A 24,661-nucleotide genomic window follows, 5' to 3' on the forward strand; every position below is an offset into this window, starting at 1 on the left:
GCATGGAAGTCGCTAAACAGATTTACTGGTTGCCGTCAATCTGTATCCGCTGATCTCTGATTCCGGATCTTAACATTACAACCATGTGGAAAAACTATCTTAAAATTGCCTGGAGAAACCTGCTCAAAAACAAGGGGTATTCGTTCATCAATATAGGAGGACTGGCCTTGGGGATGGCTGTTGCTATCCTGAATGGCCTGTGGATATGGGACGAACTGTCCTTTAACAAATACCACGATAATTATGACCGGGTTGCCCAGATAGCTATCACTGGAACCTATGACACTGGAACCTATGAGGGAGAAGAATATATCGGTACAACAATGGTTTATCCATTGGGGACGAAACTTATCGACCACTATAAGGAAGATTTTGAACATATTGTCAGGATCTCCTGGAACAGTGAGCAAATCCTTTCATCCAGTGAAAAAAGTTTAGCGGGAACTGGTCACTATGTGGATGAAGGAGCACCGGAGCTTTTCACCTTTAAAATGACCCATGGTTTCAGGGCCGGATTAAAAAACACGCATTCCATCATGCTTTCTGCTTCAATGGCAAAGGCCCTTTTTGGTGGGGATGATCCTATTAATAAGGTAATCCGCATGAACAACAAAACAGATGTAACGGTTACCGGGGTTTACGAGGATTTTCCGCATAACAGCAAATTCCATCATGTCAATTTTTTTGCACCATGGGACTTATTTCTTTTGGAGAATAAATGGATAGAAGAAAACACATTGACTGACTGGCGGAATCATTTTATCCAGATATATGTGCAAATTCCCTCCACTTCCACTTTTCACAAAGTATCCGATAAGATAAAGGATGTTCTGGAGGCTGATCCGGCTGATGCCGAACAGTTTATGCAACAAGGGCGTCATGTCATTCTATATCCAATGAGCCGGTGGCATTTATTCCCGCCTTACACCGGACCCTCTGAATTAGAACCTGTCAAAATGGTCTGGCTGGTCGGTTCTATCGGGATGTTTGTTCTGCTTTTGGCATGCATTAATTTCATGAATTTAAGCACCGCCCGTTCTGAAAAAAGAGCCAAGGAAGTAGGTGTCAGAAAAACGGTCGGTTCGGCACGAAACCAATTAATCTATCAATTCTTCAGTGAATCTTTTTTGGTGGTGATTTTAGCATTTGCAGTCGCCCTTCTGCTCGTTGCCCTCCTATTGCCCTGGTTTAACGGATTAGCTGCCAAACAAATGGTCCTGCCATGGTCTCTTCCAGGCTTTTGGCTTCTAAGCGGGCTCTTCATTTTATTTACGGGTTTATTGGCAGGCAGCTACCCTGCTTTGTTTTTGTCTTCTTTCCAACCTGTGAAGGCATTAAAAGGTACGTTTCGTCTGGGACCTTATGCATCCGTCCCCAGAAAAGTATTAGTCGTAATTCAGTTCAGTATCTCCATCGTCCTGATTATCGGCACAACTATTATTTATCAGCAGATCCAGTTTGGCAAAAACCGTCCAGTCGGCTATAGCAGGGAAGGGCTGATTACCATGCAGATGAAATCGGAGGATTTCTATAAAAAGTATGAATCCCTGAGAACAGAACTCAAAAACACGGGCTTGGTAGAAGAAATGTCCGGATCCATGGGCAGAATAACCCAATTGGCCTCAGGTAACGGTGGTTTTGACTGGGAGGGCAAGGATCCAAATAACGATGCAAATTTTGGAACACTGGCCATCACACACGAGCATGGTAATACGATTGGTTGGCAGGTTGTGGAAGGAAGGGATTTTTCAAGGGAATTTGCAAGCGACTCTTCAGGCATGGTGATCAATGAAGCGGCAGCAAAACAGATGGGCCTGGAAAACCCGGTAGGGCAATCGGTAACCTGGAACTGGTGGGAAGGTAACCGGGAGCCGATGGACTATAAGATATTGGGAGTAATTAAAGATATGGTGATGGAATCTCCATATGAACCGGTTAAGCCCACGGTTTTCTATATAAAAGGGCATAACGGCAGGATTAATTGGATCAACATCAGAATGAACCCTAAAGTCAGTATCAGTGAGGCGCTTCCTAAAATAGAAGCTGTATTCAAAAAGATAATCCCCTCAGTACCGTTTGATTATAGCTTTGTTGATGAGGAATACAAAACAAAATTTACAGCGGAAGAGCAAATTGGAAAACTGACCACGTTCTTTGGAATCCTCGCCGTTTTCATCAGTTGTCTGGGATTGTTCGGACTGGCATCTTATGTGGCGGAACAGCGTACCAAAGAGATTGGTATCCGGCAGATTTTGGGGGCCACCGTAGCCAACCTGTGGGGCTTATTGTCTAAGGAATTTATGGTACTGGTTATCATCTCATGTGTCATTGCTATTCCGATATCTTCCTATTTTATGAAGAACTGGTTGGATAATTTTGTCTACCGAACAAACTTATCAGTATGGATATTTGCAGGAGCGAGTCTCGGAGCGTTCTTGATCGCCTTATCTACCGTCAGTTTTCAGATTTTAAAAGCTGTTTTCACCAATCCTGTTGAGTCTTTGCGTTCGGAGTGAAAGGTGAGGGATGTTATCATGATCTTGGCATCATAGGGGCTGGGCTGGCATTTATAAAGTTATGAGAACATGGTGAAAACTATTTTCGCTCAGAAACATAAATAATATGTGGAAAAACTATCTTAAAACCGCCTGGAGAAACCTGTGGAAAAACAGGTTTTATTCTTTGATCAACATATCCGGCCTGGCTATCGGTCTGGCTGCCTGTATAGTGATTCTGTTGTTTGTCTTTTATGAAAGGAGTTTTGACAGTTTCCATACTAAAAATATCTACCGTCTCAATGAAGTTCAGAAATGGGAAGGAATGGTCGCTCCTCAGAACGTGGCCTTGTCCATGTTCCCCATGGGACCCACCTTAAGGGATGAATTTCCGGAAATACTGAATTTTACCCGGATCAATAATTTTGGGAAAGTGGCTTTACGGACCGAAACAAGAAGTATCACCATTCCGGAGGCTCTTTGGGCGGATTCCACATTCCTGCAGCTCTTTGATTTCGAGCTGATTGCCGGAGACCGGAACACGGCCCTGCAAAAGCCCAACAGCGTGGTGCTGACCAAAAAATCGGCCTTTAGCCTCTTTGGAGAGGAAGATGCCCTGGGCCAATCTGTAACCCATTACGGACGTGATACCCTTTCGTTTATGGTAACCGGTATTTCGGAAGATGTCCCGGATAATTCCCACCTGAAGTTCGGGGGCCTGTTTTCCTTCAATACCATTACAGGCCCCCGGCATATGGAAAACTGGGGAGGCAATTGGTTGGTGACCTATCTGGAACTGGCCAACGGTACCGACCTGAAAGCATTGGAGGATAAATTTCCTGCCTACCTGCAAAGCCATATGGGAGAGGAAAGAGCCAAAGGCTATGAACTCTTCCTGCAACCCCTTCAGGAAGTCCATGCCTATTCCACTAATATCACGCACGATTACCTCAATTACCAGAAGTTCGACAGCAACTATACGGCCGTTTTTTCCATTATCGCCATCATGGTGTTGATCATAGCTTCCATTAACTTTATAAACCTTTCTTCAGCAAGGTCCGCCGGCCGGGCAAAAGAAATCGGTGTGCGGAAAACCGTCGGAGCAAAACGGTTGCAACTTTATTTTCAGTTTATCGGTGAATCCGTCTTACTCTGCTTCATTGCCTTGCTGTTGTCCCTTGTCTTGGTGGCTCTGCTACTTCCTTATGTCAACCACTTAAGTCAAAGACAGATTGATTTTCCCTTATTCAGTGATGCCCGGTTTGTGATGGCTTTATTGATAGGCACGCTTGCGGCGGGTGTTTTATCGGGACTATATCCGGCGGCCTACCTTTCCTCTTTTCAACCCACCAAAGTACTGAAAGGTACGCCACAAACCGGCAGGGGCAAGCCTCTTTTCAGAAATATTCTTGTCATAGGCCAGTTCTCCAGTGCAGTATTTCTGATCATAGCCACCGTATTTGCTACAGAACAGCTTCGTTTTATGCAAAAAAAAGACCCGGGATTTCAGCGTGAACAGGTAGTCACTGTCCCCTTAGACAGCAAATCAAACCCCAAATATGAAGCCCTGAAACAGGAACTTCTTTCCAGTACCTTTATCAACGGTGTCACTGCATCACAGCAAAAGCTGGGCAACAACCTTCATCAGACGGGAGTCAGCTACCATGGCAACGGCCCTGTAAGGCAACTGGCAACCTCACAGGTTGTTGTTGATCCGGATTTCCTGAATGTATATCAGATTTCTTTGGTGGCTGGAAGAAACTTTTCCGCGGATTATGACAGCGAAAACGGCAGGACCTATATTATCAATGAAACCCTGGCCCGCGAACTGCTCAGAGATGAGCCGGAAACACCTATTGAATCTTTGATAGGGAGAGGTTTTGGCTTTAGCGGATTAGATTCTTTGGGGAAAATTATCGGTGTCGCAAGAGACTTTAATTTCAATTCTCTCCACCATAAGATAGAAACCCTTTGCCTGTTCAACCAGAAGGATTGGGGATATGGAGAGGTATCCATCAAAATAAATGGGGAAAAAGCCAATGAAGCCGTGGGCTATATCCAATCCACCTGGAACAGGATCGTTCCGGAAAGTGAATTCGAGTATGAATTTCTGGACGACCATTTTGCCAGGCTATACCGGGCAGACAATACCCTTAGCGAGATCGTCGGTGTTCTTACCATACTGGCCATACTGATCTCCTGTTTGGGTCTGTTTGGACTCGCTTCCTTTTCGGCAGAGCAAAGGATCAAGGAAATCGGAATCAGAAAGGTACTTGGCGCTACAATACAGAATGTCGTTGCCATCATATCCAGGGATTTCATAAAACTGGTGTTTATTGCCAATCTGATCGCCTGGCCGTTGGCGTGGTATGCGCTTGACAGGTGGCTGCAGGATTTTGCTTTTAGGATCGAAATCGAATGGTGGGTATTTATCCTGGCGGGAATTGCATCTGTATGCATCGCCTTGGTCACCGTCAGCTTCCAGTCCATCAAAGCCGCACTGATGAATCCTGTTAATTCACTACGGACCGAGTAAGGTATGGAATATTGGTTAAATAGAAAGTGATTTAGTTTTTGTCAAACTGATTAATCCATCAACGGCATTAAAAAACCATAGGGATGATTAAGAATTATTTTAAAATCGCATTACAAAACCTCCGGAAAAACCCGGGATATGCACTGATCAATATTGGGGGACTGGGTATCGGCATGGCATGCTGTCTGCTGATTTTTCAATATGTTGCGTTCGAATACAGCTTTGATGAATTTCATGAGAATGCCGGGGATATCTATCATATTTCCTGGGCACGGGTACAAAATGATGGGGAACCGAATATCATCGCATCTACAGGATGGTCCGTGGCCCCTGCCCTCGCTGAAGAGACACCGGAAGTGCTTCGCTTTGCCCGGGTTCATCCGGAATATGGCAGTGCGGTAATATCCAACCCCATCCAGCCGGACAAAACTTTCGAAGAAGATCGGCTTTATTATGTTGACTCCTCCTTTTTCCACATGTTCACTTACCCCCTGGTTTCCGGAGATCCTACCCGGGCTCTGGAACCCGGCACACTCTTGCTATCCCAATCGGCGGCACAAAAGTATTTTGGCAACGAAGACCCCATAGGGCAAATACTGGAGGTCAGGGGCTGGTTTGGTGGTGGTTTTCAGTTTAGCGGTGTCGTTAACGGTGTACTCCGGGATATTCCGGCCAACTCCCATCTCCAATTTGACTTTCTCCTCCCGGTGGCAGACCTTTTTCAAAAAAGTGACTACAACAACCCTTCAGCGGGCTGGGGTTGGAATAATTTTATCACCTACGTCCAGCTTCGCCCTGATGCAGACCTCACTGAGGTAGATAGAAAGTTTACAGAGATCTATATGCGTAACCGGCAAGAAGACTTCTGGCAGAGCAATGTAAGGGCATATGTCAATTCCCTACCCCTTCGGGATATTTATCTTAATGAAGACTTACCGCTTTCGCATGTGGCGAAAGGAAGTTCCCGCGCGGTGTATTTCTTTACCGTCATCGGTTTGATCACCCTGCTGATTGCATTGGTCAATTACATTAACCTGGCTACAGCAGGTGCGCTCAGCAGGGCACGGGAAGTAGGCGTTCGCAAGGCGATTGGTGCACAAAAAGACCAGTTGGTTTTCCAGTTTCTTTGCGAATCCGCCCTAACGGTTCTCGTCTCAACGGTACTTGGGTTTGCGCTTGCGGGATTAGCTCTGACCATGGTTAATACCTGGGCGGATGTCAATCTCACATTTGCCTTATGGAACAGTTCTGGCTTTTGGACCGTATTTCCACTTCTCTTTTTAGTAGTTGTACTCCTCTCGGGATTGTATCCCGCATTTATGCTTTCCTCATTCAAGCCCAGGGAGGTGCTCAAAGGAAGCACCGGTACGTTTTCCGCCACCACGGGGATGAGACGGGGACTTATCGTGTTTCAGTTTACCATCTCCATCGTTCTCCTCGTCGGAATCACAGTAGTTTATAAGCAGGTCAACTATATGCAGCATATGGAACTGGGAATGGATTTGGAACAGGTATTAACCATACCCGGACCCAGGCTAATCCCGAATGGAATGGACAGAGTAAATGTTGTCGAAACTTTCACCCAGGAATTGTCCAGCCTCCAATCTGTAGGGAAGATCGGAACCTCCGGAACATTACCCGGAAAAGGATTTGCTTTTGGGACAAATAGCTTCAAGAAGGCCACAGCCGATCAATCAGAGGAAATAGCCGCTTCAGGGACCTCTATCGACACGGCCTTTGTGAGTCTTTATGGACTGGAATTGGTAGCCGGAGACATTCAAAACAGGTCTTACTCAGTACCGGAGGGAGAGCCCTCCCCTATCCTGATCAACGAAACCGCCGCTTACTCCCTGGGCTTTGATACACCCGAAGATGCACTGGGAGAAGAGCTGTCCCACGGCCGGGTGATTGGTGTCCTGAAGGATTTCAACTGGTCCTCGGCCCACCATACCCGGGAGAATATCATATTTTACCTGGATCCATACAATCATCACATTTCCATTAAAGTAGGAACGGAGAACCTGTCCCAGACCATTGCCGCGGTAGAAGCGCTATACAAGCAGCACTTTCCCGGAAACCCGTTCCAATACACCTTTGTGGATGAGCAGTTTGACCGGCAATACCGGAATGATCTGCGATTTGCCAAACTTTTTACCGTATTTACTTCACTGGCTATCTTCATTGCCTGTCTGGGGCTGCTGGGGCTGGCCACTTACACCGCCAGGCAACGGACCAAAGAAATCGGCATCCGGAAGGTATTGGGTGCATCCGTCAGTGGTGTCGTTGGGATGCTTTCTTCTGATTTTATAAAATTGGTATTGATGGCGTTTCTGATCGGTTCTCCCATCGCCTGGTTCGTGATGAACAGATGGCTGGAAAACTATGCTTACCGCATTGATATGGAATGGTGGATGTTTGCCATTGCCGGGTTGGGAACTGTGGTCATAGCCTTATTGACCGTGAGTTTCCAGTCTGTCAAGGTTGCGTTGGCCAATCCTGTTGAGTCACTTCGATCGGAGTGAAGGTGATCTGGTGATTGGGGAAGATAAAGAATGGGATGAGATGTAAAGTGTTGAACATTGTATAAAATATAAATGACATTTGGAAAAGCTGTCTTATAGTTACCCTGGCTGTTTCAATGTAAGACGAAACCCTTTCGCCCAATAAATCCGATTTTATATTTATCCCTTTCTAAAATTTTTTGTATTTCCAAAATTCAAATTAAACCCATGGAAACCAACACCTTGTAGATACTTAGCCATCCCAAGCCCAAGGTAATCAGCCATACTACCCATGTGAGGACATTGACGGTTGGGGAGTTGGTATAACGGCCCATGAGTGTTTTTTTGTTGATGATCCAGATGACATAGGCTGACAGAAGGGGGAGCAATATGCCGTTGGCCAACTGGGCTATGGTGATCAACTGTACAGGTTTGATTCCCAACGATGAAAACAAAAGACCCAAACCCAGGATCAGCGACACACTCCATTTCATGGATCGGCTGTGGAGAGCAGTGGACCAGCCAAAGCATCCCGCGATCACCAGCGCACCGGCCAACGGGGCAGTCATGGCGGAAGTCAGTCCCGCGGCAAAAAGTCCGAAAGCCATAAAATATTTGGCATATGCCCCCATCAGCGGCTCTAACCCCACAGCCAGATCAGCAGCCCGGGTCACCTCCAGTGACTGGCCTTTTACTCCCGTAACCACGATAGCCATGGACACCAGCCCACCTATGATAACTGCTATGCAGGTATCCATCCTGGCGTATTTGAGTCCACTGATATCCTTCCACCTTTGGGTCACAAGACTTGAATGCAGAAATAAGTTATATGGGACCACCGTGGTTCCCACTAATGCAACCGTGGTGATGATGTTACTTTCACTGACGGTGGGAACAAACCCCTCTATAAGGGCAGCCCAGTCAGGTGCACTCAAGAAGGCATTGACCAAGAAGGCCAGACTCATCGAAACCACCAAAAAGGTCAAAACCCGGGCGATCTTTTGGTAGCTTCCCGTCAGCAAAAGCATGAATGCCAATATGCCGATCAGCAGATTGATCAGGTTTACCTGAATTCCTCCGAAACTTATAAGGGATATGGGAACAAACATCTCTGCCCCCATGGTGGCACCGCTGATATTTCCCGCCTCGTAGGCTGCATTACCAAGGACAACAGCCAGTAACACGAGACTTAGCGACAAATATTTCAAAGCACCCTGTCTGACGGTAGCCGCTATATTTTCAGCCAGTCCCCTCTGCGTAACCAGGCCTATCCGGGCCGACATTTCCTGCAAGACGATTGTGGTGACAGTCGACAGACCCAACGCCCATAATAACTCATAACCAAAATTCACCCCTGCCAAAGTACATACTGTCACTGTACCGGGGCCGATAAAAGCCGCAGCAACAATAGGCCCCGGACCAAAGTATTTTTTCCAACTACCCATTAAACCTGCGTAAGGTATAAACCGTGTCTATGGTTTCACATGCTATACTCATTGTACACACTTTCCACCGGCGGCGGATTTCTTTTTCTTTCATACAAATTACAAGTAGGTCAAGCCAGGCCTTACCCCGATCACCCGCTACCGACAGCGCGGAAAAAAGCCATGGATAAATATGCTGCTTATTCCAATCAACCTTGCCCATTAAATAAAGATAGGAATATCCAAAAAAATAGAAGCCAAAGGATCACGGAATTATTCGTGATCCATGAAATTCCGCTTATTGAGGTGATAATCTGTGCTCACGGAAACCCGAAAGGAGGCATCATTAAATTTCAACTATTTGTTTTTACCAATCAAGGATTTTGTAAATTAGTGAGGTATCCTAAACTTTTTCCTATGTCCAAATTGCTGAAATCCTCTTACTTTTTGCCTTTACACGTCACTATCGATGACAGGGAACCGGCTGACATGGAAAATGAGTTCCTGAAAATGGGAAACATGATCATCCTCCGGCAGCGGCTGACTGCAGGCGATTACCTTTTTGACGGGGATTTATTGATAGAAAGAAAGACCATCCCTGATTTTTGCAGCTCGATAAAAGACGGAAGATTGTTCGGTCAGACAGGAAGGCTGGTTAGAGGCCAGGTGCCCGCCTGTCTTATTTTGGAGGGAAAGAACAGTGATTTTAAGAAAACGCATTTTTCCTCGCGGGCCATCCAAGGTATTTTGCTCTCGATTTCTCTGGCATTCAGGCTTCCTGTCCTCAGGACCAAAAACATCAAAGAAACCACTCGGGTGATGTTGCAAAGTTTCAAACAACTTACCCGTGACCGGCTGGAGAATCAAAGGTTTTACCCCCGAACCACTTTTTTCAAGAAGAGAAACAATCCCATGCTTTCCCAGAAAATCCATATCCTAGAAGGGTTTCCGGGAATAGGCGCCGATAAGGCAGAAAGGCTGTTGACGAAATTCGGCAACCTGCGTGCCGTGTTTACAGCAGACCCCGGGGAACTTCTACAGGTACCGGGTATCGGGAAAAAGACCGTTGAGACTTTAATGGAAATTTTGAAAAAATGAAATTATTATATTGATTTTGCAACTATAAAACAGTTACTTTTGTTATGACAAAGCTGGATAAATTAAAACAAAGGCTATTGAGTAGACCAAAGGATTTCACATTTGAGGAATTGGTAAGTCTATTGTCAAAGATTGGATATGAGGAAATAAAACTTGGTAAAACAGCCGGATCCAGGAAAGCGTTTTACCATCCCGAGAACCAACATATCATCAGGTTGCATAAGCCACACCCTAAAAATATTCTCAAAATGTATATCATCGATATGGTCATAAAAGAGCTTCAAAAAGTAAATGGGTTATGAAGAATGTACTGAAATATAAAGCATTTATCGGATCTGTATCTTATAGTGCTGAAGATGAGGTTTTCTTTGGGAAACTTGAAGGAATAGATGATCTGGTTAGTTTTGAAGGAAAATCCGTTGAAGCGCTGAAGTCGGCTTTTGAGGAAGCTGTGGATGATTACTTGGATTTATGTAAAGAAACGGGAAAGCAGCCTTTGAAGTCATTTAAAGGAAGTTTCAATGTCAGGGTACAACCCATCACCCACAGGAAAGCATTTTTAAAAGCCACGGAATTGGGTGTATCCTTAAATCAATTGGTAGAAAAGGCCTTGGAATCTTATCTTACAGATCAAAAAAAACAGTGGACATCTGATTGAGTGAAATAAACCTGCTCCTACCCTTTAACCAATGACATTCACTCTCAAATATGCTCCAAAAACTCCGATGGGGTAAATACGGGGAGTATAGGGGAAGAAAATTTGTGATCTTTTGTATTTCTGGTAACGAAATAATCGGCACCATGATGAAGGGCTGTATAATATTGCAGCGCGTCTTCTTTGTCTTTAAAGTTTGAAGCCGGCGCTTCCATCATGACTGATTTCCCTCCTCCCGCAATGCTGCAAGCTGCTACGAAATCCAACAATTTAGACGCCGCATCTGGCAATTTGTAGATATTAAAAGAAAGGTAAATGAGATTGGCCATGCTGCTTTCGGAAATAAGCAGCGCTACTTTGTCTTTCGATGTCAACTCAAGCAGCTTGACGGCGTTCACAAAATAAGGCTTTCTTTTTGAAATGATATCAAAAGCAACATCAGTATCAAGAAATACTTCAGGCAAACTTCCTTTTAACATGGGATTTAATTTGGGACTTAAGAGAGAGGGTATACATTTGATAGCCATAGGTTGAAACCTACGGCTATCAGATCGGCCGTGCCTATGGCACTTGTAACGAGTTCGGGGTCCTAACAAGTTTCCCGTATATTTAATGTTCTATGAAAAAGTGTAATTGCTAAATGGTTTTTCTTTTGGATTTCTAAAGCTCCTTAGGAGCGGCGGATGTACTGACCATGGGTTTTAACCCTTGGCACGGATAGGGCTGTGTCGACGGCCTAAGATATACCAGCCCCTGGGCACAGATGTCCCTATCAACTTGTAGGTAAGGCCCCCTGTTCTTCCTCGGGGTTAAGAAAGCCGGGAATCATCGCCATTAATAAATCTGTTTTTTGGATAAGTGCCGTATGTATGGTTCCTGGCAAAATCGCTAGCTGGGAAACGGGCATCGATAACTCGCCTAAGCTGCCACCGCCCAAAAGCTTGTATAATGCCAGGACATGCTCTGCCTGCACGATATCCGCATCACCAGCAACAATCAAAGCCGGAGCCTTAATGGTACGGATCTCATCCACTGGCCAATCTTGCTCTTTTTGTTCAAAAGCCCTGATTTTATCCAATTGTCTGGACCAATCTCCGGGGCTTTTGCCCGCGTTTAGATATTCCCTATGATAAGGACTGCCTTCCAGTGCCTTCTCCATGAATTCCGGACTAAACAGCGTTTTGAGATCCGGATGGTGTCCACTGCTCTTGATACTCACCGATGCCAAGATGAGTTTTCTCACCACAGTCGGCTTACGCATCGCTACCTGCAAAGCCACTCCGGCACCTGTACTGTAGCCAAAGATATCCGTTTGGGGTACATCCAAAACACGGAGAAATTCAATGACATCATCGGTAAGCTGCTCGTAGGAAAGTGGCCGCTCCGGGATATCAGTGGTATGGCCATATCCTTGAAATTCAGCGGCAATGACCTGTCTTTCTGCCGCCAGCAAAGAAATTAACTTCCCCAACGCAGTGCTGATCCCTGAAAATGCCCCGGGCAAAAGCAACAGTAGCTTGCATTTACCATATACTTCATAATACATCTTCAGCCCATTCACATTCGCATGGTTTCCACTCTTTTTCATCGTTGTGTTGCTTTATTCTAGTCTCCCTCCTGTGCCGAATATTTCACAATGTCGATCCCGACACCGTTAGGATCCTGTATGGCGAAATGCCGGTCACCCCATGGCTCGTCCCGTATAGGTATTTTAATTTCCACACCCTTTTCTTTTAGCGCGGTGTAAACCTTATCCACGTCGTCTACCTCAATGGTGAGATACACGCCCTGACCCAGAAAAGCTTGATGGAACAAGGGTTGCTGACTTGGATGATCGGGCAGCAAAAAGCTGATCTCAGCTTCCCGCTCAGGCGTGTGAAGCAAGAGATAAAACTCATTTTCAAAGGTTACCCCAAAACCTAATGTTTGGGTATAAAATGCCTTTGTCTCCGCCATTTTTTTGGTGATGATGCCTGCGTTTAATTTCATTTTTATTGGGTTTTCAGCCAGGGGGCCTGATTGAGAAAATACGTTTGCGGCCAGGCAAATTGCTGTGATGATGAAGGGTATTTGTTTCATTGTTTAGAAATTTTTGTTTGCGGGAGGAAGATCATCTGGATAGACGGAATGGGACATTAACTTAAACCCCTATCAAAAAATCCGTTTCCCGATCGCCGTTTATATCATTTCTCACCTGCTGGAAGCATATCGGCCGTATCCACAGGCCAGCTATCATATTTTTGATAGAGTTCGAAAAACTTCTGCGGATCAATGGGATTTTCACTCATTACCTCGTATAACCCTTCAAAAAACCCTTCTCGCTTTTGGGCAGGGTTAAACAAAAGCATCAATTTCACCGTCTCCTCTGTGTCATTGTGGAATCCGTGTGGCGTAAACCTTGGAACATACACCACGCCACCCGCAGGAATCTTTGCCGTTTTTTCAGCGAGGAGAACGGTCAAAGTACCCTCCAAGATGATGAAGGTTTCATCCATAAAACGGTGATAGTGCTGCTTTGCTCCTGTGAGGCCCGGGGCAATTGTGATTTCGTATACTCCCAACTGATCATTGGAGTCCTCACTGGTGACTTTGAAAGTGGTGGACCCTCCTACCGCATCCAATATCCTGCCTTCACCCGGAAGCCTGATAAGGCTTCGGTCGGTCAGGACATCCGTATATAAATTCTTCTCAGCCATATTGAAGTGTTTTAAGTGCCTGACCTACCTGCTGATAGATATTCCCCTCGCTGGTATCGAAAAAACGGCCAATAGCAAAAGCCCCTACTACTTCCGCTCCCAGAATGGAAAAGATGGCTTTGGCATGCTCCAGGGCACTGGCACCCCCGCTTTCCGCGGGTGAGGTGCTCAATAGCCAAACCTGCTTTCCCAGCAGGATGCGATAGTCTTCCTGACTGCGGGATACCCAGTCCATTGTGTTTTTTAAAGCAGTGGTTACCGAAGCATTGTGCTCAGCTACGGATACTACGAAGGCATCGTGTTCCAGGAACAGCTCCCTCAGTCTGCGGGCAGGTTCGGGAACCCCTTCCTGTTTTTCCAAATCAACTGAAAAAATCGGCATCGGAAAATCCCTGAGGTCTATCAGGCTGGCCTGATGGCCGTTAAGCATTCCTGCCGCCTGCTCTATAATTTTCCGGTTGATGGACTCGGAGCTGTTGCTCCCGGCAAACAATAAGACTTTTTTCATGGTAATGATTATTTTTAGTTAAGTGAATCTTCTTATAATAATTTGATTTAATTTTACCCATGAGATACGTTCTTGTATCCATGTCAAATATGAAGGGAATTTTGCTGGTCAAAAAGTGGCATAAAAGACATTGTGAATAGGTGATCTTGCCAAAAAAGGAAAACCCATGATCCGAACCGTTATCGTATTCTTGAAAGGGGGGACACCAACCACTGCGGTGACCCCTGTGGAGATCTTAAGCAGCGCAGGATTTCTGTATGAACAGCTGAAAGGATTGAAGGGCAAACGGTTTTTTGATGTCCGCACCGCATCGCTGGATGGTCAGAAGGTCCAGACGCTTACCCCCTTGCAACTGGAACCGGATCATTCTATCGACGAAATAGACGCCGCTGATCTGCTGGTGATATCAGGCGGTGGCGGTGGCCTAAAAGACATCTGCAGGCAGAACGAGAAACTCATTCCATTACTGAGGCGACTTTATGAACAAGGTACGGCCATAGCCGGAATCTGCTCAGGTGTACCCTTGCTGGCCGAGTCAGGCCTTCTGGACGGCCGCCCCGCTACCACGCACTGGGCCATTGTTGATGACTGTAGGAAGCGTTATCCGCAGGTGGACTGGCAACCGGAACGGTATGTCACCGAGTCGGGTAACATCTTTTGCAGTGGCGGCGTGTACAGCGGTGTGGATTTATGTCTCTATATTGTGGAGAAATACTGCGGTCATCAAACCGCCATGCATACCGCCAAGGCGCTTTTGCTACGCACGCCCCGCATCTGGCAGGCCGGATATACTGCGGAGGCGCCGAAAATCCACCACGAAGATGAGCAAATCAGAAGCGTGCAGGAATGGATATTCAAGAACTTCAGGGAGTCTGTTGATGTGACCGTATTGGCATTAAGCGCCCATATGAGTCCCCGCACCTTTGCCCGCCGTTTCAAAGCTGCAACGGGTGAAACCCCCATCAATTATCTCCAGCGTGTGCGGATCAATGCAGCAAGACACCTGATTGAAAACGATCTGAAATCCGTCTTGGAAATCAGCCGGAGCGTGGGGTATGAAGACCTGGCCTTTTTTAACCGGCTTTTCAAACGCTATACGGGACTGTCGCCGAGTGTCTACCGGGAACGTTTTTCTGTTGATTCCCCCAAAAAGATGGCCGCGGGGAAGCACGCGCACCATCATTAAGACTTGCTGACTTTTCTGGCTTCCGGAGGCCTCTCCTCAAACACCCGGCAAAGGAAAATCCTCTCAATTTGCCCGCCCACGGGCATTTTTATCCGGAAACTCCATCATCCAACAGCAAAAACAGGCCGAAATAGGGATAAAACCCCATTTTTTGGTTGGCATGAATGTCGTAAGCAAAGGATGAGCGCCAACCTATCAGAAGGAGCTCAATTCCTAGTGTTAAGATATTTTTATATAACATTATCATTATAATGAAAAAACTCATTGCGTTATGCATCTTAAGCGCCTGTCACTTTAATTTGTTTGGCCAATCTTCAGGCCTGGATAAGTTTATTGAGTCCTATACTAAAGAAAATGATTTTAACGGAACCATCCTGATTCATCAACAGGCTAAAACTATTTATCATGAAAGTTTCGGCTGGGCAAATTTTGAGTTTAAAGTACCCAATACGACGGATACAAGATATAAGATCGCTTCAATAACAAAGTTGTTCACCTCCGTACTCATCATGCAATTGGTTGAAAAGGATATAATTGACTTAAATCAATCCATTAACACCTACCTGCCTGCCTATGAAGGTGAGGGCGCAGATAAAGTCTCTGTACGACAATTGCTTAATCACACATCGGGAATGGTTAATATTGACGCCGGAACGTCTTTAGAAAGCGCTTTACACAATGGAATCCCATTGTATCAAAAACCCAGAAGCCCGGATGAACTGCTAAGAGATTTCTGTAGCGGCAAGCTGGAAAATAACCCGGGAGAAGTGTTTGACTATAACAACGCAGACTATATCGTATTGGGAAAGATTATTGAAAAAGTATACAACAAAGCATACGAACAAGTTTTATTTGAAAATATTTTACAGCCTTTGGAAATGATAAACACGGGATTAATACATCAAGGCAAAATATTTGAAAACCTGGCCAACACCTATTTTTTCAGAGATGATCTGGAAAGACTTGTACCTGACTTACCTGTATATATGGAGAATTGGTATGCAGCAGGTGCCATGTATTCAACATCAAGTGATATTCTTCAGTTTTCGGAGGCGCTATTTGGTCTCAAACTCCTACAACAGGAATCCCTGGACCAAATGTTTGTTTCCGGGCTTGGTGAATATGGATATGGTGTTTGGGTATATGAAGATTATCCAATTAATAACAAAATGTACAAAATAATCAAAAGACCCGGACGCATTATGGGGGCTCAGGCGATGTTATTTCATGTTTTAAATGAAGATGCTACAATTATTATACTTAGCAACACAGGGACAACCAGTTTAGACAACTTTGCAGCAGATTTAGCGGATCAAATGATCAAATAAAACAACGTACAACAACTGAAGATTTACGTCTTAAAGTCGGATATGGCGCATACCGCTTCGCTTCTTATCAAAAACTTAAATGTCATAGCTAATGTGGAAAAACTACCTCAAAATCTCCTACCGAAATCTATACAGAAACAAGACCTTCACTTTTATCAATATCAGCGGGCTTGTTGTGGGAATGACCCTGGCCATGCTTTTGCTGCTTTGGGTACGCTATGAATTTACCTATGACCAGTTTCATCCTAAAAAGGACAGGTTATATGAGGTATACCACCAGGGCATTTATAATGGGACGATCGGTACCAACCATTTCTCTCCCCAACCCTTAGGTCCTGTTCTGGAAGCGGGCTATCCGGAAGTAGTCCGGGCAGCCAGGAGCATGGCGATGGAACTGGTCCTGAATGCCGGGGAGAGCCAGTTGACAGAGGATGTGACGGTGATCGATCCGGCTTTTTTGGAAATGTTCGATTTCCCGCTAGTCAGCGGTGATAAAATGCACATTTTCGCTTCCCCCCTCTCCATCGTCTTGACGGAACGATTTGCCCATAAACTTTTTGGTACCGAAAACCCCATCGGGAAAACCATCACCCTCCATGGCGAAGTGGACGTCACGGTGACCGGCGTATTAAATGACCTGCCCGACAACACAAAATTCAGTTTGCAGGCCCTACTGCCCTGGTCACTGATAAAACTAATGGGGTATGAAAGTGATTTTTGGGGAAATAACAGCGTATCCACTTACGTGGAACTGTATCCGGAAACCGATTTGGGGCTTTTCAATCAAAAAGTAAAAGATGTTGTTCGCAGACACTCGGATGTTGAGGCAGACATATTCTTGCATCCATTGGACAAATGGCGCCTTTATTCCAGGTTTGAAAATGGCGTTCAGGCTGGTGGGAGGATTGCCGTTGTCAAAATGCTTTGTAGCGTATCTGCATTGGTATTGTTGATTGCCTGCATCAACTTCATGAACCTGAGTACCGCAAGGAGTGAAAAAAGATCAAAAGAAGTCGGTATCAGAAAAGTATCCGGTGCCGACAAGGGAGGCCTTGTACGCCAGTTTTTGATGGAATCTATCTTCATAACCTGCATTTCCGGGTCTATTTCCCTGTTATGCGTAAAACTACTTTTGCCAACTTTCAACAATTTTATTGGCCAGCAGATAGCTGTCCCCTGGTCAGAACCGGTCTTCTGGTTGGCTTATCTGGGTTTCATTGGTTTGACGGGTATTCTCGCAGGAAGCTACCCGGCTTTCTTTCTTTCATCTTTCAATCCCGCAAAGGTGCTAAAGGGCGTATTCCGTCCGGGCAAAGCCAACCTCACCCCCAGGCAGGTACTCGTGGTGGCCCAGTTTACTTTTGCCATTACCCTGATCGCCGCCACCATTGTGGTCCACCAGCAATACCAGCACGCCCTCCAAAGAGAATCGGGTTTCGACAAGGATCAGTTGGTATACATTTCTTATTATGGCGGCGTGAAGGACAGTTTCCTGGCGTTGCGCGAAGAACTTCTGCAATCCAAAACCGTTACGGCTATCAGTCGCACGCTTTCCCCGATATCCGAAGGATACGCCGCCGGGCATGATGTGGATTGGAGCGGTAAACTATCCACAGATAATACAATTTTTGATTTTTTTTCAACCGACGCCAATCTCGTACAAACCGCAGGCCTGGAATTGACAGAAGGGCGGGATATCGATATGTATACTTTTCCCTCGGATTCTTCGGCCGTATTGCTCAACGAAACGGCGGTCAAAACCATGCAACTCTCAACTCCTGTAGGTGAAAAAATACGGCATGCCGGAAGGGAATGGGAAGTAGTAGGCGTAGTAAAGGATTTTGTGCTAAGGTCTCCTTTTGAGGTCGCTTCGCCGATGATTATTTCAGGACCGAATTTTTGGTATGAAATCGTACATTTAAAACTAAATGCCGAAAATGATGTCAAACACAACCTTACCCAAATAGAAGCGATCATCAGCAAGTTTACTGGAAACGCGAATGTGGATTTTCATTTTGTGGATGAAGAATATGGCAAAAAATTCCACAGCACTGCCCGCACAGCCACAATAACCAGTATCTTTTGCCTGATAGCTGTCTTTATTTCCTGTATGGGACTTTTCGGATTGGCCTCTTTTATGGCTGAGCGGCGAAGCAAAGAAATTGGCGTTCGGAAGATTATAGGTGCCTCAGTGATTACCATTGTGACTTTGCTATCAAAGGATTTTGTGAAGTTGGTAATGATATCGATGATTTTTGCTTTGCCGGCTTCCTGGTATGCCATGAAGATTTTCCTGCAAAGTTTCAGTTATCGTGTAGAGTTGGAATGGTACTATTTTGCCGGAACAGGCCTTATCACTTTGGTGATCGCGTTACTGACAGTAAGCTCACAGGCGATACGGACGGCAATGGCCAACCCGGTAAAATCATTGCGGTCAGAGTAGGAAACCCAAGCCATGCCATCGGCAAATCACTGGACTATGAAATCAATTCATAATTCAAAAAAGCCTGCATCAATTTAAAGTGTTTGTCAAAACTAAAAAGGGAAATTTTCTCTTCTATTACTTGTTGCAAAATGATCAAATCCGGTATACCCACTCTATTGATTCCATTTTGAAGGTTCATCAACTGATACCGCCTGATCTCCTCCCACGCTATTCTTAAAGGGATATTTTCAATGGCTCGAAGATTTTCCCAGATATCATTTCTGCCCTGATGTTCCAAAAACGGCCCAAGCTCCGTTAATATAAGTTCGTTGGTACATATCAAATCTTCCTCAATAAGGCGGTCAAGGCGATCCAGGTCCCCTGTTCTGAAATAGGCTATCCAAACAGAACTATCGACTAAAACTTTATACCTTGACATCCTATCTTCCCCGAAGTTTATCCAAATCGATACCCAAATCGATGCTCCCTTTGAATGTCAGCAAACGTTTTCTTTTTATACGGGCGATTTGATCTTCCAATGCCTCCTTTATCAATTGGCTTTTCGTCTTGGCGCCAGTAAGCCGCATGGCTTCCATGATAAGTTTTTCGGGAATATCCAATGTTGTTCTCATAATTTTCGATGCTTATATACATAATTATTTATGCTAATATAAACATATATATTTTGAGTTTGATTCCGTTATATAAAATTCGACTTTGTCCGTCTGCGAACATTTTTGTCCGAAAACCCGACTTTCAAACAATAGGAATCAGGCTTGACCGGGAAGAAAACCACTTTTTAGTTGGTACTAAAGTTGCAGGTTAGAACTGAATACCGCTCATTGAACCCAAAAAACATGTGGAAAAACTACTTCAAAATTGCCTGTCGCAACCTACTGAAAAACAAGGTTTTTACCTTGGTCAATATACTGGGGTTTGGCAATAGGTATGGCGGCCTGTTTCCTGATCTTGCAATATGTTCGTTTTGAACGGAGCTATGACAGGTTTCATGAAAATGCAGATCGGATATACCGGGTAATACTGGAAAGAGACCAGGACTTAAGTGCGGCCAATCATCCGGGGGTAGGACCTGCTTTAAAGGCCGATTTTCCCGAAGTGGAAGAATATGCCCGTATGGCACATCAATCTATACATTTAGGAGACAATGTGGCCGTATCATATGAAGATGAACAAGGGAATATAAAGATGTTCAATGAAGATCGCGTGTACAATGTTGACCCGTCTTTTCTTACCCTATTTTCTTTTCCTTTTGTTTATGGCGATACTGAAAATGCGTTGTCGGATGCAAGTTTGATTGTGATTTCAGAGTCAATATCAAGAAAGTTTTTTGGATCTGAAAATCCCATGGGAAAAACACTTCATTTACTTGGGCGATTTCCCTTTACAGTAAATGGAGTCTTTCAGGATGTACCGGAAAATTCACACATCCAATTTGATATCCTGATAGCATCCTGGGCATATCGCAACGAAGGTGATTATAATAAGGAAGGGAGTTGGAAGTGGCCCGAGTTTTATACCTACGTCAAGCTAGACCCTTTGGCTGATCCACAACAGTTGGAGGCCAAGTTTCCTGAGTTTATGCAGAAGTATCTGGGAGAACGTATGAAGGAAATGAATAATGAAGAGCGACTTCATCTACAGGGGATTTCAATCCCTGGACAACAGACGCAATAAAGTCCCCAAAGTCCCATGGGGACGGCCGATCCTCAACCAGCGTAAATCGGCCGTCCCTATGGGACTTAGAGAGAGGTGTACATTTAGGGTCCGTAGGTTGAAACCTACGGTTATCAGACCGGCCGTGCCTATGGCACTAAGGAATTCGGGTTCCAAGGGAGCCCCTCCTATCTATTCGATGTTTCTTGAAAAAGTATAATTACCAAATGATCTTTCTTGCAGCGTTGATATGTTTTTTTTAGTTCAGTAAGCCAATAAACGTCCACAGGTGATCACAGCGATCCATACGACGATGGAAACCAGGGCGGGGAGTTTATAGCGTAACGGCAGCTTGCCGGAAATCTCCGCCTCACCTTTCCTTTTGAAAACAAATCTGTGAAATACAAACACATTCAGCGCGGCAATAATCAGTAAAGTCATCTTTAACCAGAAGGTCGGATCCAAGCCCAGCGTTTTGGCATTGGTGATGAACAATAACAAACCCGAAGGAATCACAAAAATCAATCCCCGCTGGGACCAAGGCAGAAGATGGCGGGCTAAACCAACTAAGGGTAGGTTGGCGGAAAAACCCAATAGGCGAAAGTCAAATAGCAATGCGGCACCGACAAGCATGACGATACCCAGAATATGGACAATCTCCAAGGCGGGATACATCCACAAGGATTGGCGGATTGTAAACGCCCAGGAGGTGTTTTCTAACCAGTCAAGGTATTCCGGCACGATTACCTCAGCTCGTACTTCTCGTCATCAACATATATCCTTTCGGCCCGCATTTCCCCCTTTTCCTTTTTATGAGGGTAAGCAACCACTCTCACAGCGGTCCCCTTTTTGATCATTTCCGCCGAAAGTCCCCGGGCAGTCATCCGGCTTGCAGGTGCCAGAACCACGGTCCAGGGTTCACCCTGATATTCCATCTTGGCTATCGCATGAGGGTTTTCATAAGTCGACTCGGTGATGACGCTTTCAAAGTCCAGCACTTTGGTCTGATCATAATTGGCCCATCCATGATGAAGTATTACAAATGACACGCTTAAAATAAATACGAGTACAAGGGAGATATTTTTTAAGTAATCCATGGCCTCTTGTGTTTTTGGTGTTAGCTAAAATTAAGCAAATCCATCCGGAGTTCGAAGTGTTTATTTGACTATTTAACCTATAGTGGTTGTTTTTTGTCGATGCTGCTTATGTCACAATATCTGTATCTTTATTACGACTGGTTCACAAACCTCAAAACGGCGCTAACGCGCCCGCTGGAATCGCGAAGGTCCATGTAACCGGGAGGCACATCATTTTTGCAAGTTTGCCCCGACAACCCATATAACCCGGTCCAAGTACCAAGATTGCCTTTCCTTTAAAAAAGCCTTTAATTCTGTTTTCCAAATACGCATCGATAGCAGATTTTGGTTCGGGATCATGGATGTCCAGTTAGGAAGTTTTGATAAAGCCCTGTTTCCCAAACAATCCGTGGAAATCAGGGCAATCCGTGGACCCATCCTTTGGTCAGGCTCCCAACGGTTACCGGAAGCCGTCATAGCCATTTGTCCGTCAGCGAACGTTTCTGTCCGAACTTTCCATCTCCAAATTGGTGCGTAAGCCTTCTACGGTCTTATTTTCCGCATTTTAGCCTGGCATAATAGTAGAAGGGAAAGGCTAAGAGCACTTTATCTATCTGAAAACCATGTGGAAAAATTACCTGACCATCGCCTGGAGAAACCTTTTGCGCAACAAGGGCTTTTCTGCCATCAACCTGACCGGACTGACATTGGGTTGCACATGCACCATCTTCATCCTTTTATGGGTGTATGATGAGCTTACGTATGACAAGTTTCATAAGGACTACGACCACCTTCACCAGTTAATGGCCAACCGTGACTTTAATGGTCAGATTTTCACCGATCAAAACATGGTGTTGCCCCTTGCCTTCACCCTTGAAGAAGAAATACCGGAGATAGAAAAGGCTGTGGTGGTCACCCATCCCGGATCACATGTATTGGCTTATGGTGATACAAAATTCAAGAAGGAAGGGCTTACCGTGAGCGAACACTTTTTTGATATGTTTACGTGGCAATTCATCAACGGAAACAGGGCAACTGCCCTACCCGATGCTTACGCCATTGTGTTGACCCAGTCGACGGCCGAGGCCTTGTTTGGTGATGAAAATCCCATTGACAAAATCATAAACGTCGACAATGAGTATGATGCGAAAGTTACCGCCGTAATCGCCGATGTGCCCGGAAACTCCACTTTTCAGTTTGACTTCATCAATGCCTTCAACTATTCCAATGACTACCTGAACCGAGCCATGGGGAACTGGACAAACTCCTCCTGGCGCGTATTTGTACAAACCGTGCCTGGCGTTAACTTACAGGAGGTAGCAAAAAAAATAACGGATATTAAAATTGAACGTGACCCCGGTGACAAAAACATCAGCACCTATTTCCCTTTCCCGATGAACCGGTGGAGACTGTACAGCGAATTTAAGAACGGGGAAAATACGGGAGGCATGATCGAATACGTAAGGCTTTTTTCCGTTATCGCTGTGATCATACTCCTGATCGCCTGCATCAATTTCATGAACCTTTCCACCGCCAGGTCGGAAAAAAGGGCAAAAGAGGTGGGTATACGAAAAACGCTGGGTTCAGGCCGAAAGCAACTGATGTTACAGTTCTTTTCCGAATCCATGATACTTGCCCTAACGGCTTTTATTTTGTCCATTGCCGCGGTTTATGCAATAATGCCCGCTTTCAACACCTTGGTAAACAAAAACCTGTCTTTGGATATATCAAAGCCAATCTTCTGGATTGTATCCTTTGTCATTATCGCGTTCACCGGTATAGTGGCTGGCAGTTACCCTTCATTGTACCTTTCCTCTTTCAATCCCATAAAAACGTTGAAGGGAACTTTTCTTTCGGGGGAAAAAGCCGCTTTACCGCGCCACATACTGGTTGTCGCGCAGTTTGTCGTTTCCATCTTACTTATTTCATCCACCATCATTGTCTACCAGCAGATACAGCATATCAAAAACAGGGACATTGGCTATGATCCCAACAACCTGATGATGATATCCACCAGCCCGGACACGCAAAGCAATTTTTCCATCATAAAAGAGGAACTGCTAAAGACAGGGATGGTTCATTCGGTAACCAGAACGCTTTCTCCCATTACCAGCATCTGGTGGAGATCTCCCGCACCGGATTGGGAGGGAAAACCCGCGGATCTGAACATGCTTTTTGCGGGTATATATTCAGATGTGGACTTTTCAAAAACCATGGGCATCAGGATACTTGAGGGAAACGATTTTTCGGGCATGCCATCCGATTCATCTTCCATGTTGTTGAACCTGGCTGCCGTTGAGGCCTTGGGACTGGATGACCCCGTGGGTACGGTAATGAGATACGGCAATACTGGTTATACCGTGATCGGTGTCACGGATAATGTCACCATGGACTCTCCGTTTAAACCTGTCGATCCGATGATGATCTATTTTGCCCCTGAAAGTTCTAATATAATCAGCATACGTCTCAATGAACAGATCCCCCTACAAAGCGGACTTCAATCCATAGAAGCCATTTTCAAAGAATACAATCCGGCAGTTCCGTTAGAATACCAGTTTGTTGATCAGGAATTTGCCAAGAAATTCCTCGCCGAGGAGCTTGTAGGCAAGATTGCCAGCATTTTTGCGGCACTGGCCATTTTCATCTGCTGCATGGGTTTGGCTGGTCTCGCGTCCTTCACGGTAGAAAAACGCATTCGGGAAATTGGCATCCGAAAAGTCTTGGGCGCATCAGTCTCCCAGGTATTGCTGCTGATCTCCAAAGATTTTTTAAAGCTGGTATTGATCGCATTTTGCATAGGGGTACCTTTTGTATATTGGAAGATGAACGACTGGCTGGAAAATTACACCTATCATATTGCGATCGATATCTGGTTGTTCACTGGGGTAGGGATGATCATGCTGTTGCTGACTTTAACTGTGGTGAGCCTTCACACGCTACGCGTCGCCGTGGCCAACCCGGTGGAGAGTTTAAGGAGCGAATAGGCACAAAAATCAGGAGATTGAAATAAGGTTCCAGCTTGGAAACAATGGAATCAATAATAAAAAGCAATTGATAAC

21 protein-coding genes are annotated in these 24,661 nt (G+C 45.2%); 11 read left to right on the forward strand and 10 right to left on the reverse strand.

Annotation, left to right across the window (positions count from 1 at the left end):
* The first annotated feature begins 83 nt into the window (after positions 1 to 83).
* The 3 genes from ACFPFU_RS03195 to ACFPFU_RS03205 all read left to right on the forward strand — a co-directional run bounded on the left by ACFPFU_RS03195 (position 84) and on the right by ACFPFU_RS03205 (position 7,553).
* Positions 84 to 2,516: an ABC transporter permease gene (locus ACFPFU_RS03195; RefSeq protein WP_377061445.1), complete on the forward strand. Its 2,433-nt coding sequence runs from the start codon at positions 84 to 86 to the stop codon at positions 2,514 to 2,516.
* A 106-nt stretch (positions 2,517 to 2,622) separates the two neighbouring features.
* Positions 2,623 to 5,031, forward strand: coding sequence for an ABC transporter permease (locus ACFPFU_RS03200; protein ID WP_377061447.1), 2,409 nt, complete (start codon positions 2,623 to 2,625; stop codon positions 5,029 to 5,031).
* An 83-nt stretch (positions 5,032 to 5,114) separates the two neighbouring features.
* The gene (locus ACFPFU_RS03205; protein WP_377061449.1) at positions 5,115 to 7,553 is read left to right on the forward strand and encodes an ABC transporter permease; all 2,439 of its coding nucleotides are present in this window, start codon (positions 5,115 to 5,117) and stop codon (positions 7,551 to 7,553) included.
* A 194-nt stretch (positions 7,554 to 7,747) separates the two neighbouring features.
* Here ACFPFU_RS03205 and ACFPFU_RS03210 read toward each other — a convergent pair whose 3' ends face one another.
* Positions 7,748 to 8,977, reverse strand: coding sequence for an Nramp family divalent metal transporter (locus ACFPFU_RS03210; protein WP_377061451.1), 1,230 nt, complete (start codon positions 8,975 to 8,977; stop codon positions 7,748 to 7,750).
* Positions 8,978 to 9,373: 396 nt separating this feature from the next.
* On the opposite strand from ACFPFU_RS03210, the gene ACFPFU_RS03215 reads away from it, so the two are divergent.
* Genes ACFPFU_RS03215 through ACFPFU_RS03225 form a run of 3 tightly spaced genes read left to right on the forward strand, consistent with a single transcriptional unit; the run spans position 9,374 to position 10,712 of the window.
* On the forward strand, positions 9,374 to 10,054 hold the full coding sequence (locus tag ACFPFU_RS03215) for an ERCC4 domain-containing protein (protein ID WP_377061453.1): 681 nt from the start codon (positions 9,374 to 9,376) through the stop codon (positions 10,052 to 10,054).
* A gap of 44 nt (positions 10,055 to 10,098) precedes the next feature.
* Positions 10,099 to 10,356 (forward strand): type II toxin-antitoxin system HicA family toxin, encoded by a 258-nt coding sequence (locus ACFPFU_RS03220; protein ID WP_377061455.1) that lies wholly within the window; start codon positions 10,099 to 10,101, stop codon positions 10,354 to 10,356.
* On the forward strand, positions 10,353 to 10,712 hold the full coding sequence (locus tag ACFPFU_RS03225; protein WP_377061457.1) for a type II toxin-antitoxin system HicB family antitoxin: 360 nt from the start codon (positions 10,353 to 10,355) through the stop codon (positions 10,710 to 10,712). Before ACFPFU_RS03220 ends, ACFPFU_RS03225 begins: the two co-directional genes overlap by 4 nt.
* 44 nt (positions 10,713 to 10,756) lie before the next feature.
* On the opposite strand, the gene ACFPFU_RS03230 is transcribed toward ACFPFU_RS03225, so the two are convergent.
* From ACFPFU_RS03230 to ACFPFU_RS03250, 5 genes are all read right to left on the reverse strand, one after another.
* Positions 10,757 to 11,188: a type II toxin-antitoxin system VapC family toxin gene (locus ACFPFU_RS03230; protein WP_377061459.1), complete on the reverse strand. Its 432-nt coding sequence runs from the start codon at positions 11,186 to 11,188 to the stop codon at positions 10,757 to 10,759.
* 293 nt (positions 11,189 to 11,481) lie between these two features.
* Positions 11,482 to 12,297, reverse strand: coding sequence for an alpha/beta fold hydrolase (locus ACFPFU_RS03235; RefSeq protein WP_377061461.1), 816 nt, complete (start codon positions 12,295 to 12,297; stop codon positions 11,482 to 11,484).
* Between the two features lie 17 nt (positions 12,298 to 12,314).
* Positions 12,315 to 12,698: a VOC family protein gene (locus tag ACFPFU_RS03240; protein ID WP_377061463.1), complete on the reverse strand. Its 384-nt coding sequence runs from the start codon at positions 12,696 to 12,698 to the stop codon at positions 12,315 to 12,317.
* 194 nt (positions 12,699 to 12,892) lie between these two features.
* Positions 12,893 to 13,405, reverse strand: a complete 513-nt coding sequence (locus tag ACFPFU_RS03245) for a cupin domain-containing protein (RefSeq protein ID WP_377061465.1) — start codon at positions 13,403 to 13,405, stop codon at positions 12,893 to 12,895.
* Entirely contained in the window at positions 13,398 to 13,913 is a 516-nt protein-coding gene (locus tag ACFPFU_RS03250; protein WP_377061467.1) for an NAD(P)H-dependent oxidoreductase, read from the reverse strand. Before ACFPFU_RS03250 ends, ACFPFU_RS03245 begins: the two co-directional genes overlap by 8 nt.
* Positions 13,914 to 14,079: 166 nt before the next feature.
* On the opposite strand from ACFPFU_RS03250, the gene ACFPFU_RS03255 reads away from it, so the two are divergent.
* The 3 genes from ACFPFU_RS03255 to ACFPFU_RS03265 all read left to right on the forward strand — a co-directional run bounded on the left by ACFPFU_RS03255 (position 14,080) and on the right by ACFPFU_RS03265 (position 18,870).
* On the forward strand, positions 14,080 to 15,099 hold the full coding sequence (locus tag ACFPFU_RS03255; RefSeq protein WP_377061469.1) for a GlxA family transcriptional regulator: 1,020 nt from the start codon (positions 14,080 to 14,082) through the stop codon (positions 15,097 to 15,099).
* 251 nt (positions 15,100 to 15,350) lie between these two features.
* A complete protein-coding gene (locus ACFPFU_RS03260) occupies positions 15,351 to 16,427 on the forward strand; it encodes a serine hydrolase domain-containing protein (protein WP_377061471.1) in 1,077 nt (358 codons plus the stop codon).
* Positions 16,428 to 16,518: 91 nt separating this feature from the next.
* The gene (locus tag ACFPFU_RS03265) at positions 16,519 to 18,870 is read left to right on the forward strand and encodes an ABC transporter permease (RefSeq protein ID WP_377061473.1); all 2,352 of its coding nucleotides are present in this window, start codon (positions 16,519 to 16,521) and stop codon (positions 18,868 to 18,870) included.
* Positions 18,871 to 18,904: 34 nt separating this feature from the next.
* On the opposite strand, the gene ACFPFU_RS03270 is transcribed toward ACFPFU_RS03265, so the two are convergent.
* Positions 18,905 to 19,291, reverse strand: a complete 387-nt coding sequence (locus tag ACFPFU_RS03270) for a PIN domain-containing protein (protein WP_377061475.1) — start codon at positions 19,289 to 19,291, stop codon at positions 18,905 to 18,907.
* A gap of 1 nt (position 19,292) precedes the next feature.
* Positions 19,293 to 19,484: a type II toxin-antitoxin system VapB family antitoxin gene (locus tag ACFPFU_RS03275; RefSeq protein WP_377061477.1), complete on the reverse strand. Its 192-nt coding sequence runs from the start codon at positions 19,482 to 19,484 to the stop codon at positions 19,293 to 19,295.
* 304 nt (positions 19,485 to 19,788) lie between these two features.
* On the opposite strand from ACFPFU_RS03275, the gene ACFPFU_RS03280 reads away from it, so the two are divergent.
* Positions 19,789 to 20,547, forward strand: a complete 759-nt coding sequence (locus ACFPFU_RS03280; RefSeq protein ID WP_377061479.1) for an ABC transporter permease — start codon at positions 19,789 to 19,791, stop codon at positions 20,545 to 20,547.
* Positions 20,548 to 20,790: 243 nt separating this feature from the next.
* Here the strand turns inward: ACFPFU_RS03280 and ACFPFU_RS03285 are convergent, their stop codons facing one another.
* Entirely contained in the window at positions 20,791 to 21,267 is a 477-nt protein-coding gene (locus ACFPFU_RS03285) for a DUF6644 family protein (RefSeq protein WP_377061481.1), read from the reverse strand.
* A 2-nt stretch (positions 21,268 to 21,269) separates the two neighbouring features.
* The gene (locus ACFPFU_RS03290; RefSeq protein WP_377061483.1) at positions 21,270 to 21,623 is read right to left on the reverse strand and encodes a DUF6152 family protein; all 354 of its coding nucleotides are present in this window, start codon (positions 21,621 to 21,623) and stop codon (positions 21,270 to 21,272) included.
* 602 nt (positions 21,624 to 22,225) lie between these two features.
* Here ACFPFU_RS03290 and ACFPFU_RS03295 point away from each other — a divergent pair.
* Positions 22,226 to 24,586, forward strand: a complete 2,361-nt coding sequence (locus ACFPFU_RS03295) for an ABC transporter permease (protein ID WP_377061485.1) — start codon at positions 22,226 to 22,228, stop codon at positions 24,584 to 24,586.
* Positions 24,587 to 24,661 lie beyond the last annotated feature (75 nt).

It is taken from the genome of Negadavirga shengliensis (assembly GCF_042652345.1).
GTDB lineage: Bacteria > Bacteroidota > Bacteroidia > Cytophagales > Cyclobacteriaceae > Negadavirga > Negadavirga shengliensis.

Excerpts from the sequence above, each read along its gene's own strand:
- ACFPFU_RS03230 (WP_377061459.1), bottom strand. The coding sequence starts at position 11,188 with ATGTTAAAAGGAAGTTTGCCTGAAGTATTTCTTGATACTGATGTTGCT.
- ACFPFU_RS03195 (WP_377061445.1), top strand. The coding sequence starts at position 84 with ATGTGGAAAAACTATCTTAAAATTGCCTGGAGAAACCTGCTCAAAAAC.
- ACFPFU_RS03235 (WP_377061461.1), bottom strand. The coding sequence starts at position 12,297 with ATGAAAAAGAGTGGAAACCATGCGAATGTGAATGGGCTGAAGATGTAT.
- ACFPFU_RS03265 (WP_377061473.1), top strand. The coding sequence starts at position 16,519 with ATGTGGAAAAACTACCTCAAAATCTCCTACCGAAATCTATACAGAAAC.
- ACFPFU_RS03275 (WP_377061477.1), bottom strand. The coding sequence starts at position 19,484 with ATGAGAACAACATTGGATATTCCCGAAAAACTTATCATGGAAGCCATG.
- ACFPFU_RS03290 (WP_377061483.1), bottom strand. The coding sequence starts at position 21,623 with ATGGATTACTTAAAAAATATCTCCCTTGTACTCGTATTTATTTTAAGC.
- ACFPFU_RS03245 (WP_377061465.1), bottom strand. The coding sequence starts at position 13,405 with ATGGCTGAGAAGAATTTATATACGGATGTCCTGACCGACCGAAGCCTT.
- ACFPFU_RS03200 (WP_377061447.1), top strand. The coding sequence starts at position 2,623 with ATGTGGAAAAACTATCTTAAAACCGCCTGGAGAAACCTGTGGAAAAAC.
- ACFPFU_RS03260 (WP_377061471.1), top strand. The coding sequence starts at position 15,351 with ATGAAAAAACTCATTGCGTTATGCATCTTAAGCGCCTGTCACTTTAAT.
- ACFPFU_RS03205 (WP_377061449.1), top strand. The coding sequence starts at position 5,115 with ATGATTAAGAATTATTTTAAAATCGCATTACAAAACCTCCGGAAAAAC.
- ACFPFU_RS03225 (WP_377061457.1), top strand. The coding sequence starts at position 10,353 with ATGAAGAATGTACTGAAATATAAAGCATTTATCGGATCTGTATCTTAT.
- ACFPFU_RS03215 (WP_377061453.1), top strand. The coding sequence starts at position 9,374 with ATGTCCAAATTGCTGAAATCCTCTTACTTTTTGCCTTTACACGTCACT.
- ACFPFU_RS03210 (WP_377061451.1), bottom strand. The coding sequence starts at position 8,977 with ATGGGTAGTTGGAAAAAATACTTTGGTCCGGGGCCTATTGTTGCTGCG.
- ACFPFU_RS03250 (WP_377061467.1), bottom strand. The coding sequence starts at position 13,913 with ATGAAAAAAGTCTTATTGTTTGCCGGGAGCAACAGCTCCGAGTCCATC.
- ACFPFU_RS03295 (WP_377061485.1), top strand. The coding sequence starts at position 22,226 with ATGTGGAAAAATTACCTGACCATCGCCTGGAGAAACCTTTTGCGCAAC.
- ACFPFU_RS03220 (WP_377061455.1), top strand. The coding sequence starts at position 10,099 with ATGACAAAGCTGGATAAATTAAAACAAAGGCTATTGAGTAGACCAAAG.
- ACFPFU_RS03240 (WP_377061463.1), bottom strand. The coding sequence starts at position 12,698 with ATGAAATTAAACGCAGGCATCATCACCAAAAAAATGGCGGAGACAAAG.
- ACFPFU_RS03270 (WP_377061475.1), bottom strand. The coding sequence starts at position 19,291 with ATGTCAAGGTATAAAGTTTTAGTCGATAGTTCTGTTTGGATAGCCTAT.
- ACFPFU_RS03255 (WP_377061469.1), top strand. The coding sequence starts at position 14,080 with ATGATCCGAACCGTTATCGTATTCTTGAAAGGGGGGACACCAACCACT.